Raw genomic sequence first — 23135 nt, 5'->3', positions numbered from 1 at the left:
CTTCGCTGCTTGTGAGTGGAAATTCGTAGCCCACTACGAGGCAGGAGTGGAGCCTGCGAATGGACCGGTGACTCAGCCGTGCACCTGAGGCGGAGCCGCTCCAGCCGCATTGAGGCGGAAGTACGCACCCCTGGCCGCGAGCAGTTCCTCGTGATTGCCCTGTTCGACGATGCTGCCGTTCTCCATCACCACGATGGTGTCCGCGTCGCGGATGGTCGAAAGCCTATGTGCAATAACGAAGCTGGTGCGATCGGTGCGCAGCTTCGCGGTGGCCTTCTGCACCAGTAGCTCGGTTCGGGTGTCGACCGAGCTCGTGGCCTCGTCGAGGATGAGGATCAGCGGCTTGGCCAGGAAGGCACGGGCGATGGTGATGAGCTGCTTCTCACCGGCGCTGACGTTGTTGCCCTCCTCGTCGATGATCGTGTCGTAGCCGTCGGGCAACGAGTGCACGAAGCGGTCGACGTAACTGACGCGCGCGGCCTCGAGGATTTCTTCCTCGCTGGCACTCGGGTCGCCGTAGGCGATGTTGTCGCGAATGGTTCCGCCGAACAGCCAGGTGTCCTGCAGCACCATTCCGGTGCGAGCGCGTAGTTCCTCGCGGGTCATCTTCCTGGTGTCGACGCCGTCGAGGGTAATTCGGCCGGAATCGATCTCGTAGAACCGCATGATGAGGTTCACCAGGGTGGTCTTGCCCGCGCCGGTCGGTCCGACGATCGCGACCAGATGCCCGGGATCGGCAACCAGCGAGAGGTTCTCGATCAGCGGGCGGTCGGGAGAGTAGCCGAACGAGACGTCCTCGAATTCGACGCGTCCTCGGCGCTCGGTGGGCCGCACCGCATCGGCCGGGTCGGCGTCCTCTTCCTCGGCGTCGAGGACCTCGAAGATACGCTCGGCCGACGCGACACCCGACTGCACCAGGTTCACCATCGAACCCACCTGGGTGAGCGGCTGCGTGAACTGACGCGAGTACTGGATGAACGCCTGCACCTCACCCAGCGTGAGCGTGCCCGACGCGACCCGCAACCCGCCGACCACAGCGATGACCACGTAGTTGATGTTCCCGAGGAACATGATGACGGGCATGATCATGCCCGAGATGAACTGCGCCCGGAAGCTCGACTGGAACAGCTTCTCGTTGCGCTCGCCGAATTCGCGTTCCACCTCTGCCTGACGGCCGAAGGCCTTGACGATCTCGTGGCCCGTGTACGTCTCTTCGATCTGCGCGTTGAGCTTGCCGGTGTGCTTCCACTGCGCCACGAAGTGCGGCTGTGAGCGCTTGGCGATGACGGCGGTCACCGCGAACGACGCCGGAATGGTCAGCACCGCAACGAGAGCGAGCAACGGCGAGATCCAGATCATGACGCCGAGGATGCCCAGCACGGTGAGAATGCCGGTGATCAACTGGCTGAGCGTCTGCTGCAGGCTCGTGGAGACGTTGTCGATGTCGTTGGTGACGCGGCTCAGTGTCTCGCCGCGAGCATGATTGTCGAAGTACTTGAGCGGCAGGCGATGCACCTTCGCTTCGACGCTGCCGCGCAGCAACAGGATTCGCCGCTGCAGCGCGATGTTGAGGATGTATCCCTGCGCCCAGGCCAGCACCGCAGAGAGCACATACAGAACCAGCACCCACAACAGCACGGTTCCCACTGCACCGAAGTCAATTCCGGCTCCGGGGGTCAGGTTCGTACCGGACACCAGATCTGCGATGGAATCGTTCCCCTCCGCCCGGAGCTGGTCGATGGCCTGATCTCTGGTCTGACCCGGATCGAGCTCGCGGCCGACGACGCCGTTGAAGATGAGGTCCGTCGCGTGTCCGAGGACGCTGGGTGCCGCGACGGTCAGCACGGTGCTGGCGATACCGAACGCCAGCATCACCGACAGGAGCACTCGCTCGGGAGCGAGCAGGCCCACCAGACGCTTGAACGAACCCTTGAAGTTGCGGGCCTTGGTTCCCGGCTTCACAGTCTTGGAGACGGGGGCGATGTCCTCCTCTTCCGCCTTCTCCACCTGCGCGGTCACAGTGCACCCACTGCGTGCTGCGAGTCGACGATCTCGGCGTAGGTGGGGCAATCGGCCATCAATTGGTCGTGGGTACCCACACCTACCGGCTTTCCGTCGTCGAGTACGAGTATCTGATCGGCGTCGATGATCGTCGAGACGCGCTGGGCGACAACGATCATGCATGAATCTCGCGTCACTGCCTTCAGAGCCGCGCGCAGATTGGCGTCGGTGGTGAGGTCCAGCGCGGAGAACGAGTCGTCGAACAGATAGATGCTGGGTTTGCGCACCAGGGCGCGAGCGATGGCGAGGCGTTGCCGCTGACCGCCGGAGACCGTCGTACCGCCCTGAGCGACGGGCGTCTCCAAGCCCTCGGGCATGGCGCGAACGAAGTCGGCTCCCTGGGCGATCTCGAGTGCCTCCCACAGTTCGTCGTCGGTGGCATCGGATTTGCCGTAGCGCAGGTTGCTCGCGATGGTGCCCGAGAACAGGTACGGCTTCTGCGGGATCAGGCCGATCTCGGAACGCAGCAGGTCCAGATCCAGTTCGCGGATATCGACTCCGCCGACGCGTACCTCACCGCCGGTTACGTCGATGAGTCGCGGAATCAGGTTGACGAGAGTGGACTTTCCCGAGCCGGTGCCGCCGATGATGGCGGTGATCTTGCCTGCCTCGGCTGTGAGGTTCACCCCGCACAGCACCGGATATTCGGCTCCGGGGAAAGAGAACTCGGCGTTCACGAGCTCGACGGTTCCCGGCGACGACACGAACGTCTTGGGCTCGCGGGGCAACACGACCGAGGATTCGGTGGCGAGCACCTCGCTGATGCGATCGGCGCACACCGACGCGCGGGGAACCATCATCGCGATGAACGAGGCCATCATCACCGACATGAGGATGAGCATGATGTAGCTCAGAAGTGCTGTGAGCGAGCCGATCTGCATCGTGCCCTCGTCGATCGCATGGCCACCGAACCAGATGACGGCGACGCTGGTGACGTTGCTGATGAGCATGACCGTCGGGAACATCAGGGCCATGAGCCGTCCGACGCGCAGAGCGGTACCGGTGAGCGCGGCGTTCGCCGACCCGAAACGGTCGATCTCGAAATCCTCGCGAACGAACGCTCGCACCACGCGAATTCCGGTGATCTGCTCACGCAGAACACGATTGACGGCGTCGATCCGCTTCTGCATCGAGCGGAACGCCGGCACCATCTTGATGATGATCAGGCCCATGGAGATCGCGAGCCCCGGCACCGCAATCATCAGGATCCAGGACAACCCGAGATCCTCGCGCAGCGACATCACGATGCCGCCGACGCACATGATGGGGGCCATCACCACGATGGTGAACCCCATGACGATCACCAACTGCACCTGCTGAACGTCGTTGGTGTTGCGGGTGATCAGCGACGGCGCGCCGAACTGGCCGACCTCACGGGCGGAGAACGTGCCGACGCGATGCAGGATGGCCCCACGCAGGTCGCGTCCGACACCCATGGCCGCGCGCGCACCGATGAACACCGCGGACACCGAGCTGATGATCTGCACTGCAGACACCAGCAACATCACTCCGCCGGCGGAGAGGATGTAGCCCGTGTCGCCGGTGGTGACGCCCTTGTCGATGATGTCGGCGTTGAGACTGGGCAGGAACAGTGCCGCCAGTGTGGCGACCAGTTGGAGCAGAATGAGCGCGACGATCGGCATCTTGTACGGAGCCAGATACGTGCGCAGCAGGGGGATCAGCATGATGGCCGAAGATTACTCGTACACATGGATAACAGTCTCTCCGTTTTTCGAGTGTTGCGGGCAATCTTCGGCCGACCGGCTGCAGTCGAGAACTACGCGGACTTCTCCGGTGCAGTCTTCAGTTTGGCACCTTCGATGTCGACGTCCGGCAGAACCTTGTCCAGCCACTTCGGCAGCCACCAGGCCTTGTCGCCGAGCAGCGCCATCACGGACGGAATCAGCACCATGCGCACGACGAACGCGTCGAAGAACACGGCGGCGGCGAGCGCGAATCCGATGGACTTGATGAACGAATCCGGCTCGGCGATGAATGCGGCGAACACCGAGATCATGATGATCGCTGCCGAGGTGACCACGCGTGCGCCGTACTTGAAGCCGTTGACGACGGCATCCTTGGCGGCGGCTCCGTGGACGAACTCCTCGCGCATTCGCGAGACGAGGAACACCTGGTAGTCCATCGCCAGGCCGAACACGACACCGATCAGGAAGATCGGCATGAAGCTGACGATCGGCTGCGGGTTGGAGATCAGGCCGAGCCCACCCTCTTGGAAGATGAACACCGTGGCACCGAACGTGGCCAGCACGCTGAGCAGGAATCCGAGAGTTGCGGTCAGCGGCACCAGGATGGAACGGAACACCAGCATCAGCAGCACGAATGCCAGGCCGACGACCACCGCCAGGTACGGAATCAACGCGTCCTGCAGTCGCTCGGAGACGTCCAGCTCGAGCGCCGTCTGGCCGGTGACGCCGTAGGAGACGCCGTCGCTCGCCACCACGCCCGGTTCGGCGTCACGCAGGTTCGCCACCAGGTTCTTGGTCTGCTCACTGTTCGGCGAGGACGACGGGGTGACGAGGATCTGTGCGGTGTCACCGGCCGGGTTGACGGCGATGATCTGCGCGTTCGTGACGTCCGACTGACCGGTGATGGCCTCGACGACCTTGCCGAAGGAGGCAGTCCGATCGGCCTCGGCCACGTTCGACGCGTCGGCGATGACCAGCAGCGGTCCGTTGCGTCCCGGTCCGAAGCCGTCGTCGACGATGTCGTAGGCCTGACGCGCGGGCGTCGACGGGTCGGCGGTGGCGGTCGACGGCAGTGCCAACGACAGTCCTGTGGTCGGGCCTGCGATGACGCCGAGGAGAACGATGCCGCCGATGAGTCCCAACGCGGGCTTCTTGACCAGGAAGCGGGCCCACCGGAGTCCGTTGGTGGGCTTGGCGTTCGGGTCTTCCGGGTCGGTGGTGTTGACGCCCTTGATCTTGCCTGCGAAGGCCTTGCCCTTGTAGAGGCCGAGCATGGCGGGCAGGAACGTCAGTGCGATGAGGACCGCGATGAACACCGCGAATCCGGCTGCCGCACCCATCTGGGACAGGAACGGGATGCCGACGACGCGCAGTGCGACGAGGGCGATGAGCACGGTCGCGCCGGCGAACACGACGGCCGAGCCTGCGGTTCCCACGGACCGCCCGACGGCCTCCTCGCGGTCGTCGGTGAGCGTCAACTCGTGTCGATAGCGGGCGAGGATGAACAGCGAGTAGTCGATGGCGACGGCCAGGCCGATCATGATGGCGAGAACCGGCGTGAACGACGACAGGTCGGCGAAGCCGGTTGCCGTGGTGATCGCCAGACTCGAGATACCGATGCCGACGATGGCGGTGATGAGCGGCAGGCTCGCGGCTGCTGCGGAGCCGAACATGATGAGCAGCACAACGGCGGCGACGGCCAGACCGACGAGCTCCGAGGTTCCGCCGGGCGAGACGTTCTCCTGCGCGACGGTACCGCCGAGCAGGACGGTCAGGCCGGCGTCACGGGCGGGCTGCGCGGCCTCGTCGAGTTCGGTGCGGATCTGGTCGGTGACGTCGGCGAGTTCTACGTTGATCGGCACGGTGACCGTGCCGACGTTGCCGTTGGGGCTCAGCGGTGACGTGGCAGCGGCGTCGGCGGCTACCTGGTCGGCCGGGGTGCCCGCCTCCGTCGCCGCTTCGGTGTACCGCTCGACGATCGACTGGTTGGCCGCGACCGGGTTGGCCAGTGCCGGAGCACCTTCCGCAGGCTTGGCTGCGTCGATCTTCTGGATCTCGGCAATGCTGGCATCGATGGCCGAGGTGTACTGCGGGGTGTCCAGCGTCTGCCCGTCGGGTGCCTGGAACACGTATTCCGCGCTGACTGCGGTCAGCGGATCCTCTGCGGAGCCGAAGCGCTCGGACTGCAGGTCCAGTGCGGCCTGCGCGGGCGTGCCCGGGATGGAGAACGAGTTGACCGTCGGGCCGGACAGCGTCGCAGCGCCCACCCCGGCGAGAACCAGAATCGCCAGCCACAGTCCGAGGACCATGCCCTTGCGTCGGTACGCGAATCTTCCGATTCGGTAGAGATAGGTGGCCACTGTCAAGCTCCTCGGTTGGGTTCGGACGTGAGGGTGTTGGGTTCGGGAGTGGAGCCTGCGGAACGACCCTTGGGCTCGGGAGTGGAGCCTGCGGAACGACCCTGAGGTTCGGGCAACCCGGCTCGGAGTTGATCGAAGGCGTCCTCGATGAGGGCCCTCGGTGTCGATGCGCCGGCGGAGTCGGTGACCCAGATGTTCAGTGCTGCCGTGACGGCACCACCGACGGCCATCTGGAGCAGGTTGGGGTAGAGGTCGGTGTCGATATCGGTGCCGGTTCGCTCGGCGATGGCTTCGCCGAGTTTGCGGGTCAGCGATTGGTGCATCTCGAGCTTGCGGGCCATCAGGGCGGGGTTGGCTTCGATCAGCCGCGCCGCCGCGAAGGTGTCGTCCAGATCCCGACCGGGGTCCGCGACGAGGTTGATTGCGATGTGCCGCAACGAGTCCCAGATGGGCTCGGTAGACGGCCTGGCGCGCAGGAGCTCGAACCATTCGAGGGCAGACACTTCGATGTGATGAAGAACTGCTTCTTCCTTGTTGGAGAAGTAGTTGTGGAACGTGCGGGTGGAGACTCCCGCTTCGTGCGCGATGGCGTCGGCGGTGACCGCGTCGAAGCCGTGTTCCTTACCCAGACGCACGGCGGCCATGCCGAGGGCGTCGCGGGTGGCGGCCTTCTTCAGATCGCGAAGGCCCGTCGGAGAGGTCACGCATACCAACCTACGGAACTTGCACGATCCTGCAAGTTTGCAGTGATGTGCAATTTTGACGATCGCGCCACACCGACCAGCAGATGTGACTCACGTCATCGACGCGCCCATGCGGTCGGCTCGCTGATCAGCTCCCCGACGAAGTCCGGCAAGTCGTCCTCGACAATGTCCGCAAGCGACACCGATTCGAGTACCGCACGCAGATTGGCGCGTACCGCGAGCCACACTCTGGTGAGCGGCTCGGCCGGACCGGAATACTCCGCATCCTCGGGCCGCTGACCGCGCACCGACGCCAGCGGGCCCTCCACGGCCCTCATCACGTCGGCAACAGAAATGTCCGACGCCTCCCGCGCCAGCCAGTAGCCGCCGTCGGGTCCCCTTCTACTGCACACCAGATCTGCACGACGCAGATCCGAGAGCACCGATTCGAGGAACTTGTGCGGTATGCCCTGCGCGGTGGCCAGCGCCTCGGCCTTCGCGGGCTGCTGCCCACCGACCGCAGCGAGTTCGACGAGCGTCCGAACCGCATAGTCCGCCTTGGCCGTGATGTGCACGCTAAATTCCTATCATTTCGGTAGGAAATTAGCGAGCAGTTGCCGGAATACCCCGACGCGTCAGGACCCTTCCGGTACCGCCACGACCACCTCGTTGCGTCGGAACGGTGCCAAGGTCCACGGAGGATCGTAGAACCAGGTCATCGGCTCACCCAGCATCTCGATGCCGTGTGCGCGCAGCGCTTCGGTCAACGCTGCCATCTGCGGTTCGACGTCGCCCCGGCCGCGGCCTCCGCTGAAACGCAGCACGGCTACCGTCTCGGCGGGAACCTCCGTCAACGTCACACGGTCGTCGTCGGGCGTGGGCAGCGTGTCCATCGTCCACTCGGCCGGCATGAAGAACCGAACGACCCAGCCGTCGCTGCCGGGTGTGCTCGACACCGGCGCAGTCATCGCAATCTTCTGCGAGCCTGCGGACGACTGACTGACGGGAGCGGTCATCGCGACCTTCTGTTTGCCCCCGTTCCCACCGAAGATGTATCCGGCCAGGCGACGGAAACCCTCCTGGCGCGCCTCTTCCTCGTCGGCGTCCACGGTGGTCTGCGCCGCGATGCGTGGTTCGTACCGACGGATCTCGACCGCATCGGTCAGTCGCCGGCTCGTGTGCTGCGGTTCCTCGGTACCGACCCGAATCCCGACGACACCCAAAACCGACGAGACCACCTCTCCAGCCGTGGATGCGATTTTCTGCAACAAGTCCGACTCCGATCACTTGGTCGATAGGTGCGTCCTCCACGGTACGAGCCGTAGGAAAGTCGGCCAGGCAGCGTTACACTTGGCCTCTCACTGTCACGCGGGAGGTTCGATGAGCGACTGGATCGGTTCGGCGTGGAACGCTCTACCCGAACCGCTGCGCGATCCCGTGGCGTTGGCCATCCCCGCGTTCGCACTGCTGCTGGCAATCGAGTGGATTGCGGCCGCGAAGCTCGAAGACGGTGAACGCGGTAGTTACTCCGCCAGAGATGCGCGCTCCAGCCTGAGCATGGGCCTGGTGTCCATCGCGACCACCACGGCGTGGAAGGCGCTGGCCCTCGTCGGCTACACAGCCATCTATGTCTACGTCGCGCCGTGGCATCTCCCGGCCGACGCCTGGTACACGTGGGTGATCCTGATCCTGGGCGTCGACCTGCTGTTCTACGGCTATCACCGCATCGCGCATCGAACCCGACTGATCTGGGCGACGCATCAGGCCCATCATTCGAGCGAGTACTTCAACTTCGCGGCGGCGCTACGACAGAAGTGGAACAACAGCGGCGAGGTCATCATGTGGCTACCGCTTCCCCTGCTGGGCATGCCGCCGTGGATGGTGTTCGTCGGCTTCTCGATCAACCTCGTCTACCAATTCTGGGTGCACACCGAGCGCATCGATCGGCTGCCGCGTCCGTTCGAGTTCGTCTTCAACACGCCCTCGCATCATCGCGTCCATCACGGTCGCGATCCGCAGTATCTCGACAAGAACTACGGCGGCATCCTCATCATCTGGGACCGCTTGTTCGGCACCTACGCCGAGGAGGTCGAGCGGCCGAACTACGGCCTCACCAAGCCCGTCGACACCTTCAACATCTGGACCCTCCAGACACACGAATACCGCAACATCGCGCGGGATGTTGCGGCATCGCGGTCATGGAAGGAACGCATCGGGTATCTCGTCGGACCGCCGGGATGGACACCCGGAGCCGCGAGAGAACGCGCTACTGCTGACTCAGATTGATCAGGAAGTCGACGGTTCCCGAGCCCTCGACGGTGACGAAGCCGAGCGACGGCGGTTCGATTCCGTAATCGGCCCACGTGGTCGGAATTGCGCCCGACGCGATGAGCGTGTCACCGGACTGCAGCACCTCCATCTGCACCGAGACCGGACGCGTCTGATCCTTGAGCGTCAATGTGCCCTCGGCGGTGACGATTTCGGTGGTGCCGTCCTTGGGCAGCGAGGACAGGTCGATCGGCGAGTCGATGTTGAACGTCGCCGTCGGGTACGTGGCGGTGTCGAAGATGTTGCCGCGGAACTGGCTGTCACGACGATCACTGTCGGTGCTGATCGAGTTGGTCATGACGACCACCTGGCCCTCGGTGAGGGTGTCGTCGGCGATGACGACGTTGCCCGCGACCTCGGTCGTCGAACCGACGACCGTGACATCGGATCCGTTGAGCACCTCGTCGACGGTGTAGCCCGCAGCGGTCGCGTTGGCAGCGTCACCTGCGGTGACGATCCACCGCCCGTCGATGCTCTCGGTACTGGCGGCCTGCGCGCCCGAGGTGGACACCGATGCTGCCGGTGCGTCGTCTCCTTGCAGCGATGCATAGATCTTGGGGCCGAAGTACAGCCCGAGCGCCGCCACGACGACGACAACTACTCCTACGATCCACCATTTCTTGGTCATGACTGCCGATGATAGTTGCAGCTTCAAGCCTATGGGTAGTGAGCGACCTGGTAACTCCCTGAGAGTTTTGTCCGTTTATCCCGTGAACACGTGTCGGTATCGCCAGGCACAATGGAACCCATGGATCCGGTGGACGCACTTCGAGAGATCGAGTATTGGCTCGAACGCTCACGCTCGGACACCCATCGAGTCAAGGCCTACCGCCGGGCCGCCGATGTCGTCGAATCCCTCACACCCGCACAACGATCCGAGCACGAGAAGGCAGACAGCTGGTCCTCGCTGGCCGGCATCGGGGCCAAGACCTCGCTGATCATTCGCCAGGCTCTGACCCAGGACGTCCCGGACTATCTCCGCGAGCAACGTGACGCGGCAGAACCCATCGGCGACAACGAACTTCGCGGCGCACTGAAGGGCGATCTGCACACCCATTCCAACTGGTCCGACGGCGGCAGCCCCATAGAGGAGATGATGCGCACCGCCGCGCGGCTCGGCCACGAATACTGCGCTCTCACCGATCATTCCCCTCGCCTCAAGGTCGCCAACGGCCTCACTGCCGAGCGCCTGCGAGCACAGCTCGACGTCATCGCCGAGCTCAACGAGCGGCTCGCACCGTTCCGCATCCTCACCGGAATCGAAGTCGACATTCTCGACGACGGATCACTCGACCAGGACGAAGGTCTGCTCGCCGAGCTGGACGTGGTGGTGGCGAGCGTGCACTCCAATCTGCGAGCCGACTCCAAGACCATGACCAAGCGCATGGTCACCGCCATCGCCAACCCGCACGTCGACGTTCTCGGTCACTGCACCGGACGGCTCGTCGAAGGCGGCCGCGGCACCCGGCCCGAATCGACGTTCGACGCTCCCGTGGTGTTCGAGGGTTGCCGCCAGTTCGGCACAGCAGTGGAGATCAACGCCAGGCCCGAGCGCCAGGATCCCCCCGAGCGACTGATCGACATCGCCCTCGAACGCGACTGCCTGTTCTCCATCGACACCGACGCGCATGCACCCGGGCAGCTCGACTGGCAGGGCTACGGCTGCATCCGCGCCGAAGCGCGGGGCGTGCCCGCCGAGCGTGTGATCAACACCTGGCCGCTCGCCGAACTGCTCGAGTGGACGGCGCAGCGCGCGTGAATCGTCGTCATTTCCTCTCCGGCCTGCTCGCTGTGGCGCTGGTCGGCTGCAGCTCCGCCGACACCGACTCCTCACCGAGTACCGCCGAGACGTATTCGGCTGCGCTGCAACCGGTATCGGCCCCAGCCGGGGATCCCATCAGACTGAAGTACGGATACGACTCGGACAACATCGGCGATCTGTACCTACCCGAGAACACCGCCAGTTCGCTCCCGGTGGTGGTGATGATTCACGGCGGCGGGTGGCAGGAAGACCTCGACCTGTCGTACTTCCAACAGATGTCGAAGGCCATCGCAGATCAAGGCATCGCCGTCTGGAACGTCGAATATCGGCGCGGCCCGAACAATTGGGCCAACACCCTCTCCGACGTCGACGACGCCACCGAGGCACTGGCAACCGTCGTGCAGGGTGCGGCGGACGGGCGACTCGACCTCGATCGCGTCCACGTCGCCGGACATTCCGCCGGTGGACAGCTGGCCGCATGGGTTGCCGCTCGACACCTGATGCCGGTCGATGCGCCCGGAGCGGAACCGAAGATCAAGCCCCGCAGCGCCACCATCATGGCCGGCGTCTTCGACATGAAACGAGCGGCCGACATCGGCGGCGACAAGTTCGTGCCTGCCTTCCTCGGCGGCATGCCCAACGAAGTGCCCGGACGCTACAAGATCGCCTCCCCCATCGAATATCTCCCGCTCGACGTCCCACTGACCGCGCTGCACGGTGATGCCGACCAAACCGTCTCGGTGAACCAGAGCCGCGTCTACGTCGATGCCGCGACCAAGGCAGGCAGCACCGACACCGAGCTCGTCGTACTGCCCGGAGCCGGACACGGCGCGTTCCTCGACCCGAAGAACCGCGCCTGGTCGACGGCTCTGAGCACCATCACCGGACGTGCGCAGACACTGCTCTGACGTCGGTGGTTTCGCCGGGGTGGTACACAGTGGCGATGAACGGAAAAATCGCGACCGGATTGCTCGGGCTGATCGTGGCCGTCTCGATTGCCGGATGTAGCAGCGACCCGTCGAGCGAGGAAGCGTCGACCACTTCCGCCGCAGCCACGACGACGTCTGCAACGTCCACGACAGTGCCCGCCAGCACCACGGTCGATGCGCCCGCTCCGGCTCCTGCCCCTGCTCCTGCTGCCGAAGCACCGGAGGCACCGCCCGCCGCCGAGCCCGCGGCCCCGAGCGACGCGACCTCCGGCGTCACCGGTGAAGCGCTCTACCAGCAGACCTGCACGCAGTTCATGACGTCGATCGATGCACTGGAGCAGACCGGGATCTCCGATCGCGCCACGTCGGTCGAAGGTCTGCGCAACGAAATGACCACCGCACCCAGCTGGAACGACGTCCCACCCAGCGATCAGAACGAAATTCTGCGGGGACTCGACGCCGCGGGTGCGGGACAGTGCTGAGGGGCTGAGTCGCTGCGTGGTCTCGCCCTGCCACCATCCCCGCACCCCGCCCCCGGCTCACTCCCCGCAAACGCGCGCGCATTTGCCAGGTGCGCGCAAAATAGACCCCGAACCGGTAGCAAATCCGCGCGCGTCTGACGAATGCGCGCGCATTTGCGACAGACTCAGCCGCAGAGGACCGAACCCCAGCACCCGCGAACCAGCACCCGTGAACTCCTGAGTGCGCCCGGTGATCCCGCAAACGCGCGCGCATTTGCCAGGTGCGCGCGAAATAGACCCCGAACCGGTAGCAAATCCGAACGCGTCTAACGAATGCGCGCGCGTTTGCGGCGGCACCCAACCCCGCCGGCCCCACCCCAGACCGCGCACACAAAAAAACTCCCCACCCGACGGATCGGGTGGGGAGTTCTTGGCGGTGGCGGAGGGATTTGAACCCTCGGACGGGGATTACCCGTCACACGCTTTCGAGGCGTGCTCCTTAGGCCGCTCGGACACGCCACCGCAGAAGACTGTACCGGAATGACGGCCTGAGGCTAAATCGCCTGCTCAGCCGTCGAATCTAGTTGCCGGTGAGCTTGTCCTTGATGTTCGAGGCTGCGTCCTTGACCTTCTCGGCACCGTCCTTGAACGCGGCCGAGGTCTGGTCGCCCTTGCCCTCTGCTTCGAGGTCCCTGTCTCCGGTCGCCGAACCTGCGGCTTCTTTCGCCTTGCCGCCGAGGTCTTCGGTCTTGTTCGAGATCTTGTCGCCGAGTCCCATAAGTGTCTCCTTCGCAAGTTCGGAGCGCAGCGTTGCGCTCTGCCCTCCACCCTCCACAAAATCGAACATCCAGGCCACCATGTGACGAGATCGTTATCTCTGACGAGCGAAGAATCGGGTCAGCATTTCGGCGCACTCGGCTTCCAACACACCACCGCGAACCTGTGGCCTGTGGGTGAGTCGACGGTCTCGTACGACGTCCCACAGCGAGCCGACGGCTCCGGTCTTGGGTTCCCACGCTCCGAACACCACCGCTCCGACGCGGGCCAGCACGAGCGCGCCAGCGCACATCGTGCAGGGTTCCAACGTCACGGCCAGGGTGCAGCCTTCGAGTCGCCAGCCGTCACCGTGGACAGCCGCTGCTCGACGCAACGCGATCACTTCAGCGTGTCCGGTGGGGTCGCCCGACGCCTCCCGCGCATTGCAGGCCCGGGATATCTCGCGTCCCGAGGCGTCGAACACGACGGCTCCGACGGGGACGTCGGCATCCGATGCCTCGGCCGCAGCCGACAGGGCTGCTCGGATCATGTCCGCGTCGGACACCGGCATCGATTACCGCCGCAGCTTGTTCACCGCTGCGGCGAACTCGTCCTCGAAGCCCAGGCGTTCGGCGATGGACTGCAGCTGTTCGTCGGGGTAGTCGTCGGTCAGGGCGACGATGATGCCGAGGACGGCTTCGGGTAGTCCGAGGTCCGCCAGCAGGGCGAGGTCGCCTTCCTCGTAGGGCTCGATGTCGTCGAGTTCATCGGGGTCGACGTCGGGGATCTCGATGTTCAGCGCATCGAGAACGTCCGCGGCGATTTCGTAGTCCACTGCCGCGACCGCGTCGGACAGCAGCAGTCGGGTGCCGTTCGGTGCGGGACGCAGGATGACGAAGAATTCCTCGTCCACATCGAGCAGTCCGAACACAGCTCCCGAGCTGCGAAGTTCACGCAGTTCGGTCTCTGCCGCCGACAGACTGGTCAGTGCGTCGTCGGACAGCGGCGTGACGGTCCACTTGCCTTCCTCTCGGACAACTGCAACGCCGAATCCCTCGAGGTCGTCGTACTCCGGTGCGGATGCGCGGTTGTTGTTCGCGCGCTGTGCGGCCATGCGCGCAACGGTAGTCCGGTAGGGGCCGGTATTCGAAGTCCACCTCCTGTCGACGTCACCCACCTGTGTCAATCTGATCGGGTGACTTCTTCCTCGGTGTGCGTTCTGGGTCTCGGACTGATCGGCGGGTCGATCCTGCGGGCTGCACACGACGCGGGGCGTCCGGTGTGGGGATGGAACCGATCGGCCGACGCGATCGCCGGTGCTGTCGCCGACGGTTACGACGTCGGTACCGACCTGGAAGCCGCGCTGAGCAGGGCCGCAGCAGAAGACGCGTTGATCGTCATCGCCGTTCCGATGCCTGCCGTGGACTCGGTTCTGGCGGCAATCGCCGAGCACGCGCCCGCTGCTCCGATCACCGATGTCGTCAGCGTCAAAGCCGAGGTCGCCGCAGCCGTGGCCACTCGCGGACTTCAGGCGCGCTACGTCGGTGGGCATCCGATGGCCGGCACCAACCAGTCGGGGTGGTCGGCCACCGATCCGACGCTCTTCACCGACGCGGTGTGGGTGGTGGCCACGGACCCGGGAGTCGACGCCGACGTGTGGGTGCGGGTGGCCCGGCTCGCCCTCGACTGCGGTTCGGTGGTGGTACCGGCCGAGAGCGTCGAGCACGATCGCGCGGTCGCCAGAATCTCGCACCTACCGCACCTGCTGGCCGAGGCGCTGGCAATGGTCGGGGCGGCAGGCGGACCGCTGGCCCTCGGCCTGGCTGCGGGCTCGTTTCGCGACGGGACGCGGGTTGCGTCGTCGTCGCCGAATCTCGTCCGCGCGATGACCGAGGGCAACGCGGCCGCTCTGCGCACCGCGCTCGACGAGGCGCTGGATGCACTCACCGCAGCGCGCGAGGAACTGGACGAGGGCTCGACGAAAACGCTGGTCGACGCCGGCAACAGCGCACGCCTGCAGTACGAGCAGCATCGACGCTTCGAGATCACCGACATCACCCCGGGCGAACCGGGCTGGCGGGAAGACCTACAGAACGCGGGTCGACGCGGTGGCGTCGTGCGTCAGATCCGCTCGGCCAGTCCCGGGTAGTCGACAACGAAGCCGTCGGCATCGACCGTGACGGACGAGGTCGACACCGGTGAGATGACGTGGATGCCCTCGGAACCGCTGCTGTACGTCAGCGTCGCCTCCTGAATGCTGAGGTCGAGCACGTTCACGTAGACCGTCGGCACCTCGAGGTCCTGGACCTGGGTGTGCAGACCGAATCGACGGATCGGCAGAGTGTTGAAGAAGGGGCTGAGCACCATGTCGACGTCGAGTGCGCCACTGTAGGTGGAGCGCTGATGGCTGGTGCTGTTCTCCACCATCCAGTAGCCCTCGTCGTCGCGGCTGACGGACGCCTGCCGGTCACCGGACGCGAGCGAGGTGCGCACCGAGAGTCGCTTGGTGACGCCGTATTCGTCGGTCACCAAGTCGTAGGACGCGCTGAAGGCGGGGTGATCGCTGCACGCGGCACCGATGATGCGTCCGGCAGCCTTGATGCGGTTGCCCGAGAGCTGGACCCGCACCGATTCCATACGGGGAACGTCGTGCGCTCGCCACGTGAGGATCGAGGGCCAGGTTTTCGCGTCTGCGGAGCCGGTCGCGGGGATGGAGACATGCTCTGCACCCGATGCTTGAGTGATCACGCACCTACGGTAGGCGACGAGGCCCCCAGAAGATCAAGCGGACGTGCCTTTTCTCGCAGTTCATTAAGGTTGTGCCCGTGACGACAGAGAACACCGGCGGCGGGCAGTTCGACTTCGCGCACTCCGAACAGGCCGCGAAGAGTCGACAGGACAAGGCGACCGCTCTGGCGCGTTACGTGTGGGATCGCGGCATCACCGGTGCCGAACTCCTCGACCTCACCGACGCCGTCCGCCGAAAGCTGGCCCGCGCTGCCGACCTGCACCCACCGAGCACGATGGAGACGTGGACCATCGTGGCCGAGTTGCTCGACCGTAAATCCGCATGGGCGGCCGAACACCCGGGCCACGACGGCGCGACGCCCCAGCACTCGGACGAGAAGATCATGTGGGTCAAGCCGCCGATAACTCCCTGGACCTGATCAGCCGGTCACCAGGCCGATCTCACTGGCGATAGATCTCCACGTGGGCACCGGTGACCACACCGAGGGTCGACGTCGGCTGGCCCCAGCTCGAACCGCAATTACCCGACGCCTGACCTGTCGGCACGAAGGATCGGCTCGACGAGGTGTAGGGACCGACCGCAAGGAACGGCACAGCGGCGGTGACATGGAAACCCCAACACTCGGTGATGAGTACGTACTCCCTCCCCGGAGGAGCACCGGTGTCGTGGCACGTTGCCGACGCGCCGACGGCATCGTGGGAGATGGAGCAATCCTGAGTGTCGGCATGGGAAACGCCTGCGCCGATGATTGCTGAAAAGGCCAGACCTGAGACGACGACGGTGGCAACTCGTGTTGCCGCTACAAATGTTCTTCTCATACAGGTCATTTCGCCGTGGACCGACGACGCGTTACGAAAATCAGACCAGCGAGTCTTCCCACGCCTCGTGCAGGTGCGCGAAGCGTCCCTCTCCCGCGATGAGGTCCTCGGGGGTTCCGTCCTCGACGATGTTCCCGTCGGCCATGACGAGTACCCGATCGGCGATCGCCACCGTCGACAGGCGGTGCGCGATGATCAGCGCAGTTCGCCCCTGCAGGATCGTCTCGAGTGCGCGCTGCACCAGTCGCTCGCTCGGGATGTCCAGGCTCGACGTTGCCTCGTCCAGCACGATCACCGACGGCGCGGCCAGGAACACCCGCGCGAAGGCCACCAATTGCCTTTGGCCCGAGGACAATCGACCTCCGCGCTTGCGCACGTCGGTGTCGATTCCCTCCGGTAGCGACGCGATGAACTCCGTCAGCCCGACGGCGTCCGCCGCTGCCCGCACCTCCGCATCGGTCGCGGTGGGGCGTCCGAGCCGGATGTTGTCTGCCACCGAACCGGAGAACAGGAACGACTCCTGTGTCACCATCACGACGTTGCGACGCAGGTCCTCGTCGCCGATCTCCCGCATGTCGATGCCGTCGAGCCGCACGGCTCCGGCCGTCGGATCGTAGAAGCGCGCCAACAGCTTTGCCAGTGTCGACTTGCCTGCTCCGGTGGCTCCGACCATCGCGACCACCTGTCCGGCGGGTACGTGCAGCGAGAACTCCGGCAGCACGACGCGTTCGGAGCCGTAGGCGAAGTGCACGTCGTCGAACGTGATGTCGCCCTTCGCAGTTCCGATCTCCACCGGGTTCTTCGGTGCCGTCACCGACGGCTCCTCTTCGAGTACACCGGAGATCTTCTCCAGGGCAGCGGCGGCGGACTGGTAGGCGTTGAACACCATCGCCAGCTCGTCCAGCGGCCCGTAGAACCGGCGCAGATACAGCACGTAGGCCGCGAGCACACCGATGTCCATGTGGCCGTTGATCACTCGCCAGCTACCGAACACCAGGATGATCGCGAGCGTGACGTTGCCGATCCAGCGCACGATGCCGGTGTAGCTCGCCATACCGCGCAGCGCCGCGGTGGTGGCGTCGCGATACTCCGAGTCCTCGGTGCTGAGAATGGCGTCGTTGCGGCCCTCGCGTCGGAACACCTGCACCGCGCGGATGCCGCCCATCGACTCCACGAAATGGACCACCACGCGCGCGATCGCCACCCGTGTTCGACGGTATCCCTGGCGTTGTCGCCGCTGTGACCAGCGGGTGACGAGGACCAGCGGAACGAAGCCGGCCAGCACGATCATCGCCATAGGAACGTCGAGGTACACCAGGATGATCGCGATCGACACCATCGACAGGATCGCCGTCAAGGCATCGTTGAGCGCACTCTCGAGGAGCGTTTGCAGAGACTCGACATCGCTGGTCAGTCGCGAGATCAGCCGTCCCGAGGTGTACTTCTCGTGGAACGACAAGCTCAGCTTCTGGGCATGGTCGAATACCCGTCCGCGCAGGTCGTACAGGATGTTCTGGCTCAGCCGACCGGAGACGGTGAGAAACGCGTAGGTGGTGAGCATCCCGAGCAGACCGAAGCCGGTGTAGCCGCCGACCGCCCACAGCAGCGGACCCCAATCACCCTGTCCCGCAGCGCCGACGCCGTTGTCCAGCGCATAGGCGATGAACAGCGGACCGGCAACGTAGGTGATGTTGTCGACCAGAATGATCAGGAAGGACAGCAGGGCCTGCTTCTTGTACGGGCGCACCAACGAGACGAGCAACCGGCGAGAACGCCCGGCCAACACCAGGTTTCCGGTTGCGTCGACCTCGGATTCCTCACCGCCGACGCCGCGCCAATCCGCAGCTGCAGTTTGCTCAGCCATGAATCGACCCCATCACCTCGCGGTACCGCGGCGACGACGCCAGCAGTCCCTCGTGTGTTCCCTGCTCCACAATTCTTCCGTTCTCGAGATACAGCACGCGGTCGGCCAACGCAGCGGTCGACGGCCGGTGCGCCACCAGCACTGTCGTCGAATGCGCCAACACACGCCGCAATTCCTTCTGCACTTTGGCTTCGGTGTCCACGTCGAGCGCGGACAGTGGGTCGTCGAGCACCAGCACCCGCGGCTTGCCCAGCACCGCCCGCGCCAGTGCGAGCCGCTGCCGCTGCCCACCGGACAGACTCATGCCCTGCTCACCGATGCGAGTGTCAAGACCCCACGGCAACTGCTCGACGAAATCCGTTGCGTGCGCGATCTCCAACGCCTCGGCAATCTCGGCATCGGACGCGCCGGGCGAACCGAGCGCGATGTTCTCGCGCGCACTGGCCGAGAACAACACCGGATCCTCGAACGCCACCGTGACGATCGAGCGCAGATCGGCCAACCGCATCGAGGCCACGTCGATTCCGTCGATGGTGATGGACCCCTCGGTGGCGTCGAACAGTCGAGGCACGAGGTTCGTCAGTGCAGTCTTTCCGCTACCGGTGTTGCCGACCAGCGCGACGGTCTCACCCGGCTCGACGACGAAGCTGACGTCGGTGAGAAGCGGCGAGGACGCGTCGGGAAAGGTGAATCCGACGCGATCGAATTGCACTCGGCCACGGATTCTTTCGGGCAGTTCGACGGGATTGTCCGGATCTGTGACGGTTTCGGGAGTGTCCATGATCTCCCAGTACCGATCCGCTGCCGTGCGCGCGTTGTTCAGCTCGGCCAGCAGATACCCGAACGATTCGATCGGCCACAGCAGGAAGGTGACGATGGCGATGGCCGCGACGAGCGTGCCGACCGTCATGGTGCCCTGCACGATCGAGTACGTGCCCACCGCCAGGATCGCGCCGATGGTGATCGGCTGCAGTCCGACGATCACCGCCCAGATGATCGCCAGGTAGCGCACCTTCTTCAGTTCGGTGCCACGCAACGTGCGCGCCTGACGAAGAAACTGCTTGCCCAAGTGGGCACTTCGACCGAATGCCTTGAGGACGCGAATACCCTGGATGGACTCTTCGACCGTCGTCGTGACGTCGCCTGCCTGATCCTGAGCGTCACGGGCCACGACGCGATACAGCGTCTCGAACTTGGTGCAGGCGATCACCAGCGGTACCGACGTCACCAGCATGATCAGCCCCAACTGCCAGGACTGGACCAGCAATACGCCGATACCGACGACGAGTGTGACGGCGTTGATGATGATGAACGGGCCGATGAAGGCCATGAACCGCCGCAGCGAGCCGAGGTCCGCGATGGCGCGAGAGAGCAGCTGACCCGATTCCCAGCTTTCGTGAGCCGAGACCGACAACCGCTGCAACTTGTCGAATACCGTTGCCCGCGCAGAGATCTCGAATTGGCTCGACGGGCGGGAGACCAGGTATCGGCGAACCCAGATACCGAGTGCGTCGATGGTGCCGAGCAACAGGACGAACGCCGCGGGCCACCAGACTGCCGAGAAATTGCGATCGGTGATGGGGCCGTCGATGACGCGTTGCATCACCAGCGGAATCACCAGACCGGTCATGGTGGCGATCAGCGAGACCACGATCGAGGCGATGTAGAACCACTTGTACGGCAGCAGAAACGGCGCGAAACGACGCAGTGAGCTGGGTGGCTTCGCGGTGTCCGGGTACGGCTGATCCAGGGTTCGGGTTTCGGGATCGAGCACACCCGTAGACACAGTTCTTCTCCTTATTGCTGTGCTCGAATGATTTCATTGCACAGGCTCAGTTTCCAACCGATTTTTCGGCCCTCGCATTCCAGTGTGAAACCTCGAGCAAGGTCGAGGTCAAGTGAACCGACTCTCGAGTAACGTAGGACCGTCGGGCGAGGGAAGGGCACACGTGAGCGCACGGTCGATGGTCGGGTTGTTCGCGGGGATCGGCGGGCTCGAGCTGGGGTTGGCCGACGCGGGGTGGACGACGCAGTTGCTGTGCGAGATCGATCCCGGAGCCGGGGCCGTCCTTCGAGCGCGCATGCCCGAGACACCTCTGCACACGGACGTGACCACTCTTCGAAGCCTGCCCGCCGACACCGAACTGGTCGCAGCCGGTTTCCCCTGTCAGGACCTCTCCCAGGCCGGACGCACCGCGGGCATCACCGGTGCCCGTTCCGGTTTGGTGGACGAGGTGTTTCGGCTGGTCTCCCGTCGACGCGGTCCGCGATGGCTGCTGATGGAGAACGTGCCGTTCATGCTGCAGCTCGGCCGCGGGGCAGCCATGCGCCACATCACCGACGCGCTCGAGGACCTCGGCTACATGTGGGCCTACCGCGTCGTCGACGCCCGCGCGTTCGGTTTGCCGCAGCGTCGACAGCGGGTGGTGATGCTGGCCTCGCGCACCGACGATCCACGGGAGGTGCTGTTCTCGCAGGACGCAGGACCGCTGCCCGACGGCGACCCCACCACACAGCCGTGCGGCTTCTACTGGACCGAGGGCATTCGCGGCCTGGGCTGGGCGGTCAACGCCGTCCCGACGCTCAAGGGCGGATCTTCGCTCGGTATCGCCAGTCCCCCGGCGGTTCGCCTGCCGTCCGGAGAGATCGTCACTCCCGGCATCGTCGGGGCCGAACGCCTGCAGGGCTTCGATCCGGAGTGGACGCTGCCCGCCGTCCAGCAGCCCGGTGTCCGCAGCGGACATCGCTGGAAGCTCGTCGGCAATGCCGTCAGTGTGCGCATGGCGTCGTGGGCGGCGAGCGCACTCGACGATCCGAAGCCGTACGACGCGTCGAACGATCAAGCTCTGCTGCCTGGTCAGGCCTGGCCGACCGCAGCGTGGGGACGCGATCGCACCAGCTACCGGGTCGACGTGACGACCATGCCGGTACACGAGCCCTACGAGGACCTGATCGATTTCCTCGACGACTCGAAGCTGCTCTCCGCGCGAGCGACCGCCGGATTCCTCAAGCGGGCACGAGCAGGCAATCTCCGTTTCGTCGACGGCTTTCTCGACGACCTCGACGCACACCTCGAGCGCATGGGCGGATACGTCGATCGAGTTCCGGTGTGAGCGCAGACCGACCCGCCACCGACGCCAAGACCAGTGCCCGGCTGAGCAAGCAGAAACGCCGTGACACCAAGCCCGAGGTGGCGCTGCGGCGAGCGCTGCACCGTCGAGGCCTGCGGTATTTCGTCGATCGCGCTCCGCTGAAGGGCATGCGGCGTCGAGCAGATCTGGTGTTTCCCAGGCGCAAGGTCGCGGTCTACGTCGACGGCTGCTTCTGGCACAGCTGCCCGGTGCACGCCACCAAGCCCCGCAACAACGCGCAATGGTGGGCCGACAAATTGGCGGCCAACGTCACGCGCGATCGCGACACGGACGAGAAGCTGCTCGCGGAGGGCTGGCGCGTCGTACGAATCTGGGAACACGAGGACCCCACCGAGGCAGCCGACCGAGTGGTCGACGAACTTGCCGCAGAATAGTTCGGCTCCACTCCCGCTTGAAACCATCTCGAGCCCCCGCGCGTCCAACCCCATGATCGGTTGATTCGAGTTCGGGGGAAACGGTGCGTAGAAATTGGTTGCTCGCGGCAGTGGCGCTGGCGATGTCGGTATCGACGAGTGGATGCGCGGTGGTGTTGCTCGGCAATGCTCTCCCCGCAGGCAGTTCGTCGCCGCAGAACAAGTATGGATTCGAGATGTCGGAGGCAGACCGATATCTCGCCGACTCGGCGGAATTCGTCCGAAGTCTCGACCCCTGCGGTTTTCTCACCGAGGACGATCTCGCCGACCTCGGCACGGTGGTGCAGCTCCGCCCCGATGGCGAATTGAGCACGTGCTCGGCCACCCTGAGACCTGCGACATCGAGCGCCACCGACGCCGTCTCCATCGATCTGAACGCGTATCGGCCGACGTCCGACGACCCGGGGACCGAGCAGGTCACGATCGGTGGCGAACAGGTGTATCTCGACAACTCGGTGCACGGCTCGTGCCGCATCAGCTTTCCGCTTCGCGGGGAGTTCGACGGTGCCACCGCGGGGGCCATTACGGGTTACCTCACCGAATCCGGTCGTAGTTTCGCCGCGATCGAGGTGTCCCGCAGTGTAGGAGACGCGTGCACCGCAGCGACATCCGTTACCGAGACCGCACTCGGTCTGTTGGACGATCCACCACTGCGCGCCGAGTCCAGGTACAACCTTCCACTCGCCATGAAAGACCTGTGCGCCGTCCTGGAGCACTTGCCCGCAACCTGGACGGTGGAGCGCTGGAACCCTGCGTCCGATCCGTACCGTTGCCATTTCACGGCGTCCTCGGCAACATTTGCGGACAGCCTGGCGATGCTCGACGTCTCGCTCGGCTACGTCGACGGCGACATGCGTTCGACGGACCGCGAGCCCGTCCAGCAGGGCGGCTACACCGTCGAAACACGCGATTCCGATTCGTCGTGCTTCGCGGACATCGTGTTGGGCAACCCCGTGCTCGGCATGCCCGAGAAAGACGACACCGCCGCTCGCTATGCCCGCACGGTTCCCACACTGACCGTCCTGACCGACCACTGCGACTCCGCGGTCGCACTGGCGGTGGCAACTGCCGATGTACTGACTGGCTAGCCTTG

At 64.9% G+C, this 23135-nt stretch carries 23 protein-coding genes and 1 tRNA gene; 9 read left to right on the top strand and 15 right to left on the bottom strand.

Annotated features, from left to right (window positions below):
• Positions 1-72: 72 nt before the first annotated feature.
• From CH295_RS11765 to CH295_RS11740, 6 genes are all read right to left on the bottom strand, one after another.
• On the bottom strand, positions 73-2007 hold the full coding sequence (locus CH295_RS11765) for an ABC transporter ATP-binding protein (RefSeq protein ID WP_288143186.1): 1935 nt from the start codon (positions 2005-2007) through the stop codon (positions 73-75).
• Between the two features lie 8 nt (positions 2008-2015).
• The gene (locus CH295_RS11760) at positions 2016-3746 is read right to left on the bottom strand and encodes an ABC transporter ATP-binding protein (RefSeq protein ID WP_094740788.1); all 1731 of its coding nucleotides are present in this window, start codon (positions 3744-3746) and stop codon (positions 2016-2018) included.
• A gap of 92 nt (positions 3747-3838) precedes the next feature.
• Positions 3839-6127, bottom strand: coding sequence for an MMPL family transporter (locus tag CH295_RS11755; protein WP_094740787.1), 2289 nt, complete (start codon positions 6125-6127; stop codon positions 3839-3841).
• Positions 6128-6129: 2 nt separating this feature from the next.
• Complete coding sequence (locus CH295_RS11750) at positions 6130-6831, bottom strand: acyl-CoA-like ligand-binding transcription factor (RefSeq protein ID WP_170945873.1); 702 nt, start codon at positions 6829-6831, stop codon at positions 6130-6132.
• A 95-nt stretch (positions 6832-6926) separates the two neighbouring features.
• Entirely contained in the window at positions 6927-7385 is a 459-nt protein-coding gene (locus CH295_RS11745) for an RrF2 family transcriptional regulator (protein WP_037187662.1), read from the bottom strand.
• 60 nt (positions 7386-7445) lie between these two features.
• Entirely contained in the window at positions 7446-8081 is a 636-nt protein-coding gene (locus CH295_RS11740; protein ID WP_094740785.1) for an SOUL family heme-binding protein, read from the bottom strand.
• Between the two features lie 109 nt (positions 8082-8190).
• Here CH295_RS11740 and CH295_RS11735 point away from each other — a divergent pair, with 109 nt between their 5' ends.
• Positions 8191-9096 carry a sterol desaturase family protein gene (locus tag CH295_RS11735; protein ID WP_094740784.1) on the top strand — a complete coding sequence of 302 codons (906 nt, stop codon included), beginning with the start codon at positions 8191-8193 and terminating at the stop codon, positions 9094-9096.
• On the opposite strand, the gene CH295_RS11730 is transcribed toward CH295_RS11735, so the two are convergent.
• Positions 9077-9766, bottom strand: a complete 690-nt coding sequence (locus CH295_RS11730; RefSeq protein WP_094740783.1) for a YceI family protein — start codon at positions 9764-9766, stop codon at positions 9077-9079. The two genes, CH295_RS11735 and CH295_RS11730, sit on opposite strands and share 20 nt — an antisense overlap.
• 120 nt (positions 9767-9886) lie before the next feature.
• Here CH295_RS11730 and CH295_RS11725 point away from each other — a divergent pair, with 120 nt between their 5' ends.
• Genes CH295_RS11725 through CH295_RS27500 form a run of 3 tightly spaced genes read left to right on the top strand, consistent with a single transcriptional unit; the run spans position 9887 to position 12311 of the window.
• Complete coding sequence (locus CH295_RS11725) at positions 9887-10897, top strand: PHP domain-containing protein (RefSeq protein WP_094740985.1); 1011 nt, start codon at positions 9887-9889, stop codon at positions 10895-10897.
• Positions 10894-11808: an alpha/beta hydrolase family protein gene (locus tag CH295_RS11720; protein WP_094740984.1), complete on the top strand. Its 915-nt coding sequence runs from the start codon at positions 10894-10896 to the stop codon at positions 11806-11808. The genes CH295_RS11725 and CH295_RS11720 overlap by 4 nt, the downstream gene beginning before the upstream one ends.
• Positions 11809-11843: 35 nt before the next feature.
• Complete coding sequence (locus tag CH295_RS27500) at positions 11844-12311, top strand: hypothetical protein (protein WP_141217007.1); 468 nt, start codon at positions 11844-11846, stop codon at positions 12309-12311.
• Positions 12312-12721: 410 nt separating this feature from the next.
• Here the strand turns inward: CH295_RS27500 and CH295_RS11710 are convergent.
• The 4 genes from CH295_RS11710 to CH295_RS11695 all read right to left on the bottom strand — a co-directional run bounded on the left by CH295_RS11710 (position 12722) and on the right by CH295_RS11695 (position 14160).
• A tRNA-Ser gene (locus CH295_RS11710) sits at positions 12722-12812 on the bottom strand.
• A 58-nt stretch (positions 12813-12870) separates the two neighbouring features.
• Positions 12871-13068, bottom strand: coding sequence for a CsbD family protein (locus CH295_RS11705; protein ID WP_094635769.1), 198 nt, complete (start codon positions 13066-13068; stop codon positions 12871-12873).
• A 93-nt stretch (positions 13069-13161) separates the two neighbouring features.
• Positions 13162-13617 carry a nucleoside deaminase gene (locus tag CH295_RS11700; protein ID WP_094635742.1) on the bottom strand — a complete coding sequence of 152 codons (456 nt, stop codon included), beginning with the start codon at positions 13615-13617 and terminating at the stop codon, positions 13162-13164.
• A gap of 3 nt (positions 13618-13620) precedes the next feature.
• On the bottom strand, positions 13621-14160 hold the full coding sequence (locus CH295_RS11695; RefSeq protein WP_094740782.1) for a tRNA adenosine deaminase-associated protein: 540 nt from the start codon (positions 14158-14160) through the stop codon (positions 13621-13623).
• A gap of 63 nt (positions 14161-14223) precedes the next feature.
• Here CH295_RS11695 and CH295_RS11690 point away from each other — a divergent pair, with 63 nt between their 5' ends.
• Positions 14224-15195 carry a prephenate dehydrogenase gene (locus tag CH295_RS11690; RefSeq protein WP_094740781.1) on the top strand — a complete coding sequence of 324 codons (972 nt, stop codon included), beginning with the start codon at positions 14224-14226 and terminating at the stop codon, positions 15193-15195.
• On the opposite strand, the gene CH295_RS11685 is transcribed toward CH295_RS11690, so the two are convergent.
• Complete coding sequence (locus tag CH295_RS11685) at positions 15168-15794, bottom strand: putative glycolipid-binding domain-containing protein (protein ID WP_230596146.1); 627 nt, start codon at positions 15792-15794, stop codon at positions 15168-15170. The genes CH295_RS11690 and CH295_RS11685 overlap by 28 nt on opposite strands.
• 77 nt (positions 15795-15871) lie before the next feature.
• Between CH295_RS11685 and CH295_RS11680 the strand changes: the two genes are divergently transcribed.
• Positions 15872-16213, top strand: a complete 342-nt coding sequence (locus CH295_RS11680) for a hypothetical protein (RefSeq protein WP_037188837.1) — start codon at positions 15872-15874, stop codon at positions 16211-16213.
• A 22-nt stretch (positions 16214-16235) separates the two neighbouring features.
• On the opposite strand, the gene CH295_RS11675 is transcribed toward CH295_RS11680, so the two are convergent.
• Genes CH295_RS11675 through CH295_RS11665 form a run of 3 tightly spaced genes read right to left on the bottom strand, consistent with a single transcriptional unit; the run spans position 16236 to position 20263 of the window.
• Positions 16236-16613 carry a hypothetical protein gene (locus tag CH295_RS11675; RefSeq protein ID WP_252342006.1) on the bottom strand — a complete coding sequence of 126 codons (378 nt, stop codon included), beginning with the start codon at positions 16611-16613 and terminating at the stop codon, positions 16236-16238.
• A gap of 40 nt (positions 16614-16653) precedes the next feature.
• Positions 16654-18477 (bottom strand): ABC transporter ATP-binding protein, encoded by a 1824-nt coding sequence (locus CH295_RS11670; protein ID WP_094740780.1) that lies wholly within the window; start codon positions 18475-18477, stop codon positions 16654-16656.
• The gene (locus tag CH295_RS11665) at positions 18470-20263 is read right to left on the bottom strand and encodes an ABC transporter ATP-binding protein (protein ID WP_094740779.1); all 1794 of its coding nucleotides are present in this window, start codon (positions 20261-20263) and stop codon (positions 18470-18472) included. The genes CH295_RS11670 and CH295_RS11665 overlap by 8 nt, the downstream gene beginning before the upstream one ends.
• 178 nt (positions 20264-20441) lie before the next feature.
• Here CH295_RS11665 and CH295_RS11660 point away from each other — a divergent pair, with 178 nt between their 5' ends.
• The 3 genes from CH295_RS11660 to CH295_RS11650 all read left to right on the top strand — a co-directional run bounded on the left by CH295_RS11660 (position 20442) and on the right by CH295_RS11650 (position 23130).
• Positions 20442-21590, top strand: a complete 1149-nt coding sequence (locus tag CH295_RS11660) for a DNA cytosine methyltransferase (RefSeq protein WP_170945886.1) — start codon at positions 20442-20444, stop codon at positions 21588-21590.
• Positions 21587-22003 carry a very short patch repair endonuclease gene (locus CH295_RS11655; protein WP_094740777.1) on the top strand — a complete coding sequence of 139 codons (417 nt, stop codon included), beginning with the start codon at positions 21587-21589 and terminating at the stop codon, positions 22001-22003. The genes CH295_RS11660 and CH295_RS11655 overlap by 4 nt, the downstream gene beginning before the upstream one ends.
• An 83-nt stretch (positions 22004-22086) precedes the next feature.
• Positions 22087-23130 carry a hypothetical protein gene (locus CH295_RS11650; RefSeq protein WP_141217006.1) on the top strand — a complete coding sequence of 348 codons (1044 nt, stop codon included), beginning with the start codon at positions 22087-22089 and terminating at the stop codon, positions 23128-23130.
• The last annotated feature ends 5 nt before the right edge of the window (positions 23131-23135 follow it).

It is taken from the genome of Rhodococcus sp. 14-2483-1-2 (assembly GCF_002259405.1).
Lineage (GTDB): Bacteria > Actinomycetota > Actinomycetes > Mycobacteriales > Mycobacteriaceae > Rhodococcoides.
This window is presented reverse-complemented; position numbering and strand designations above follow the sequence as displayed.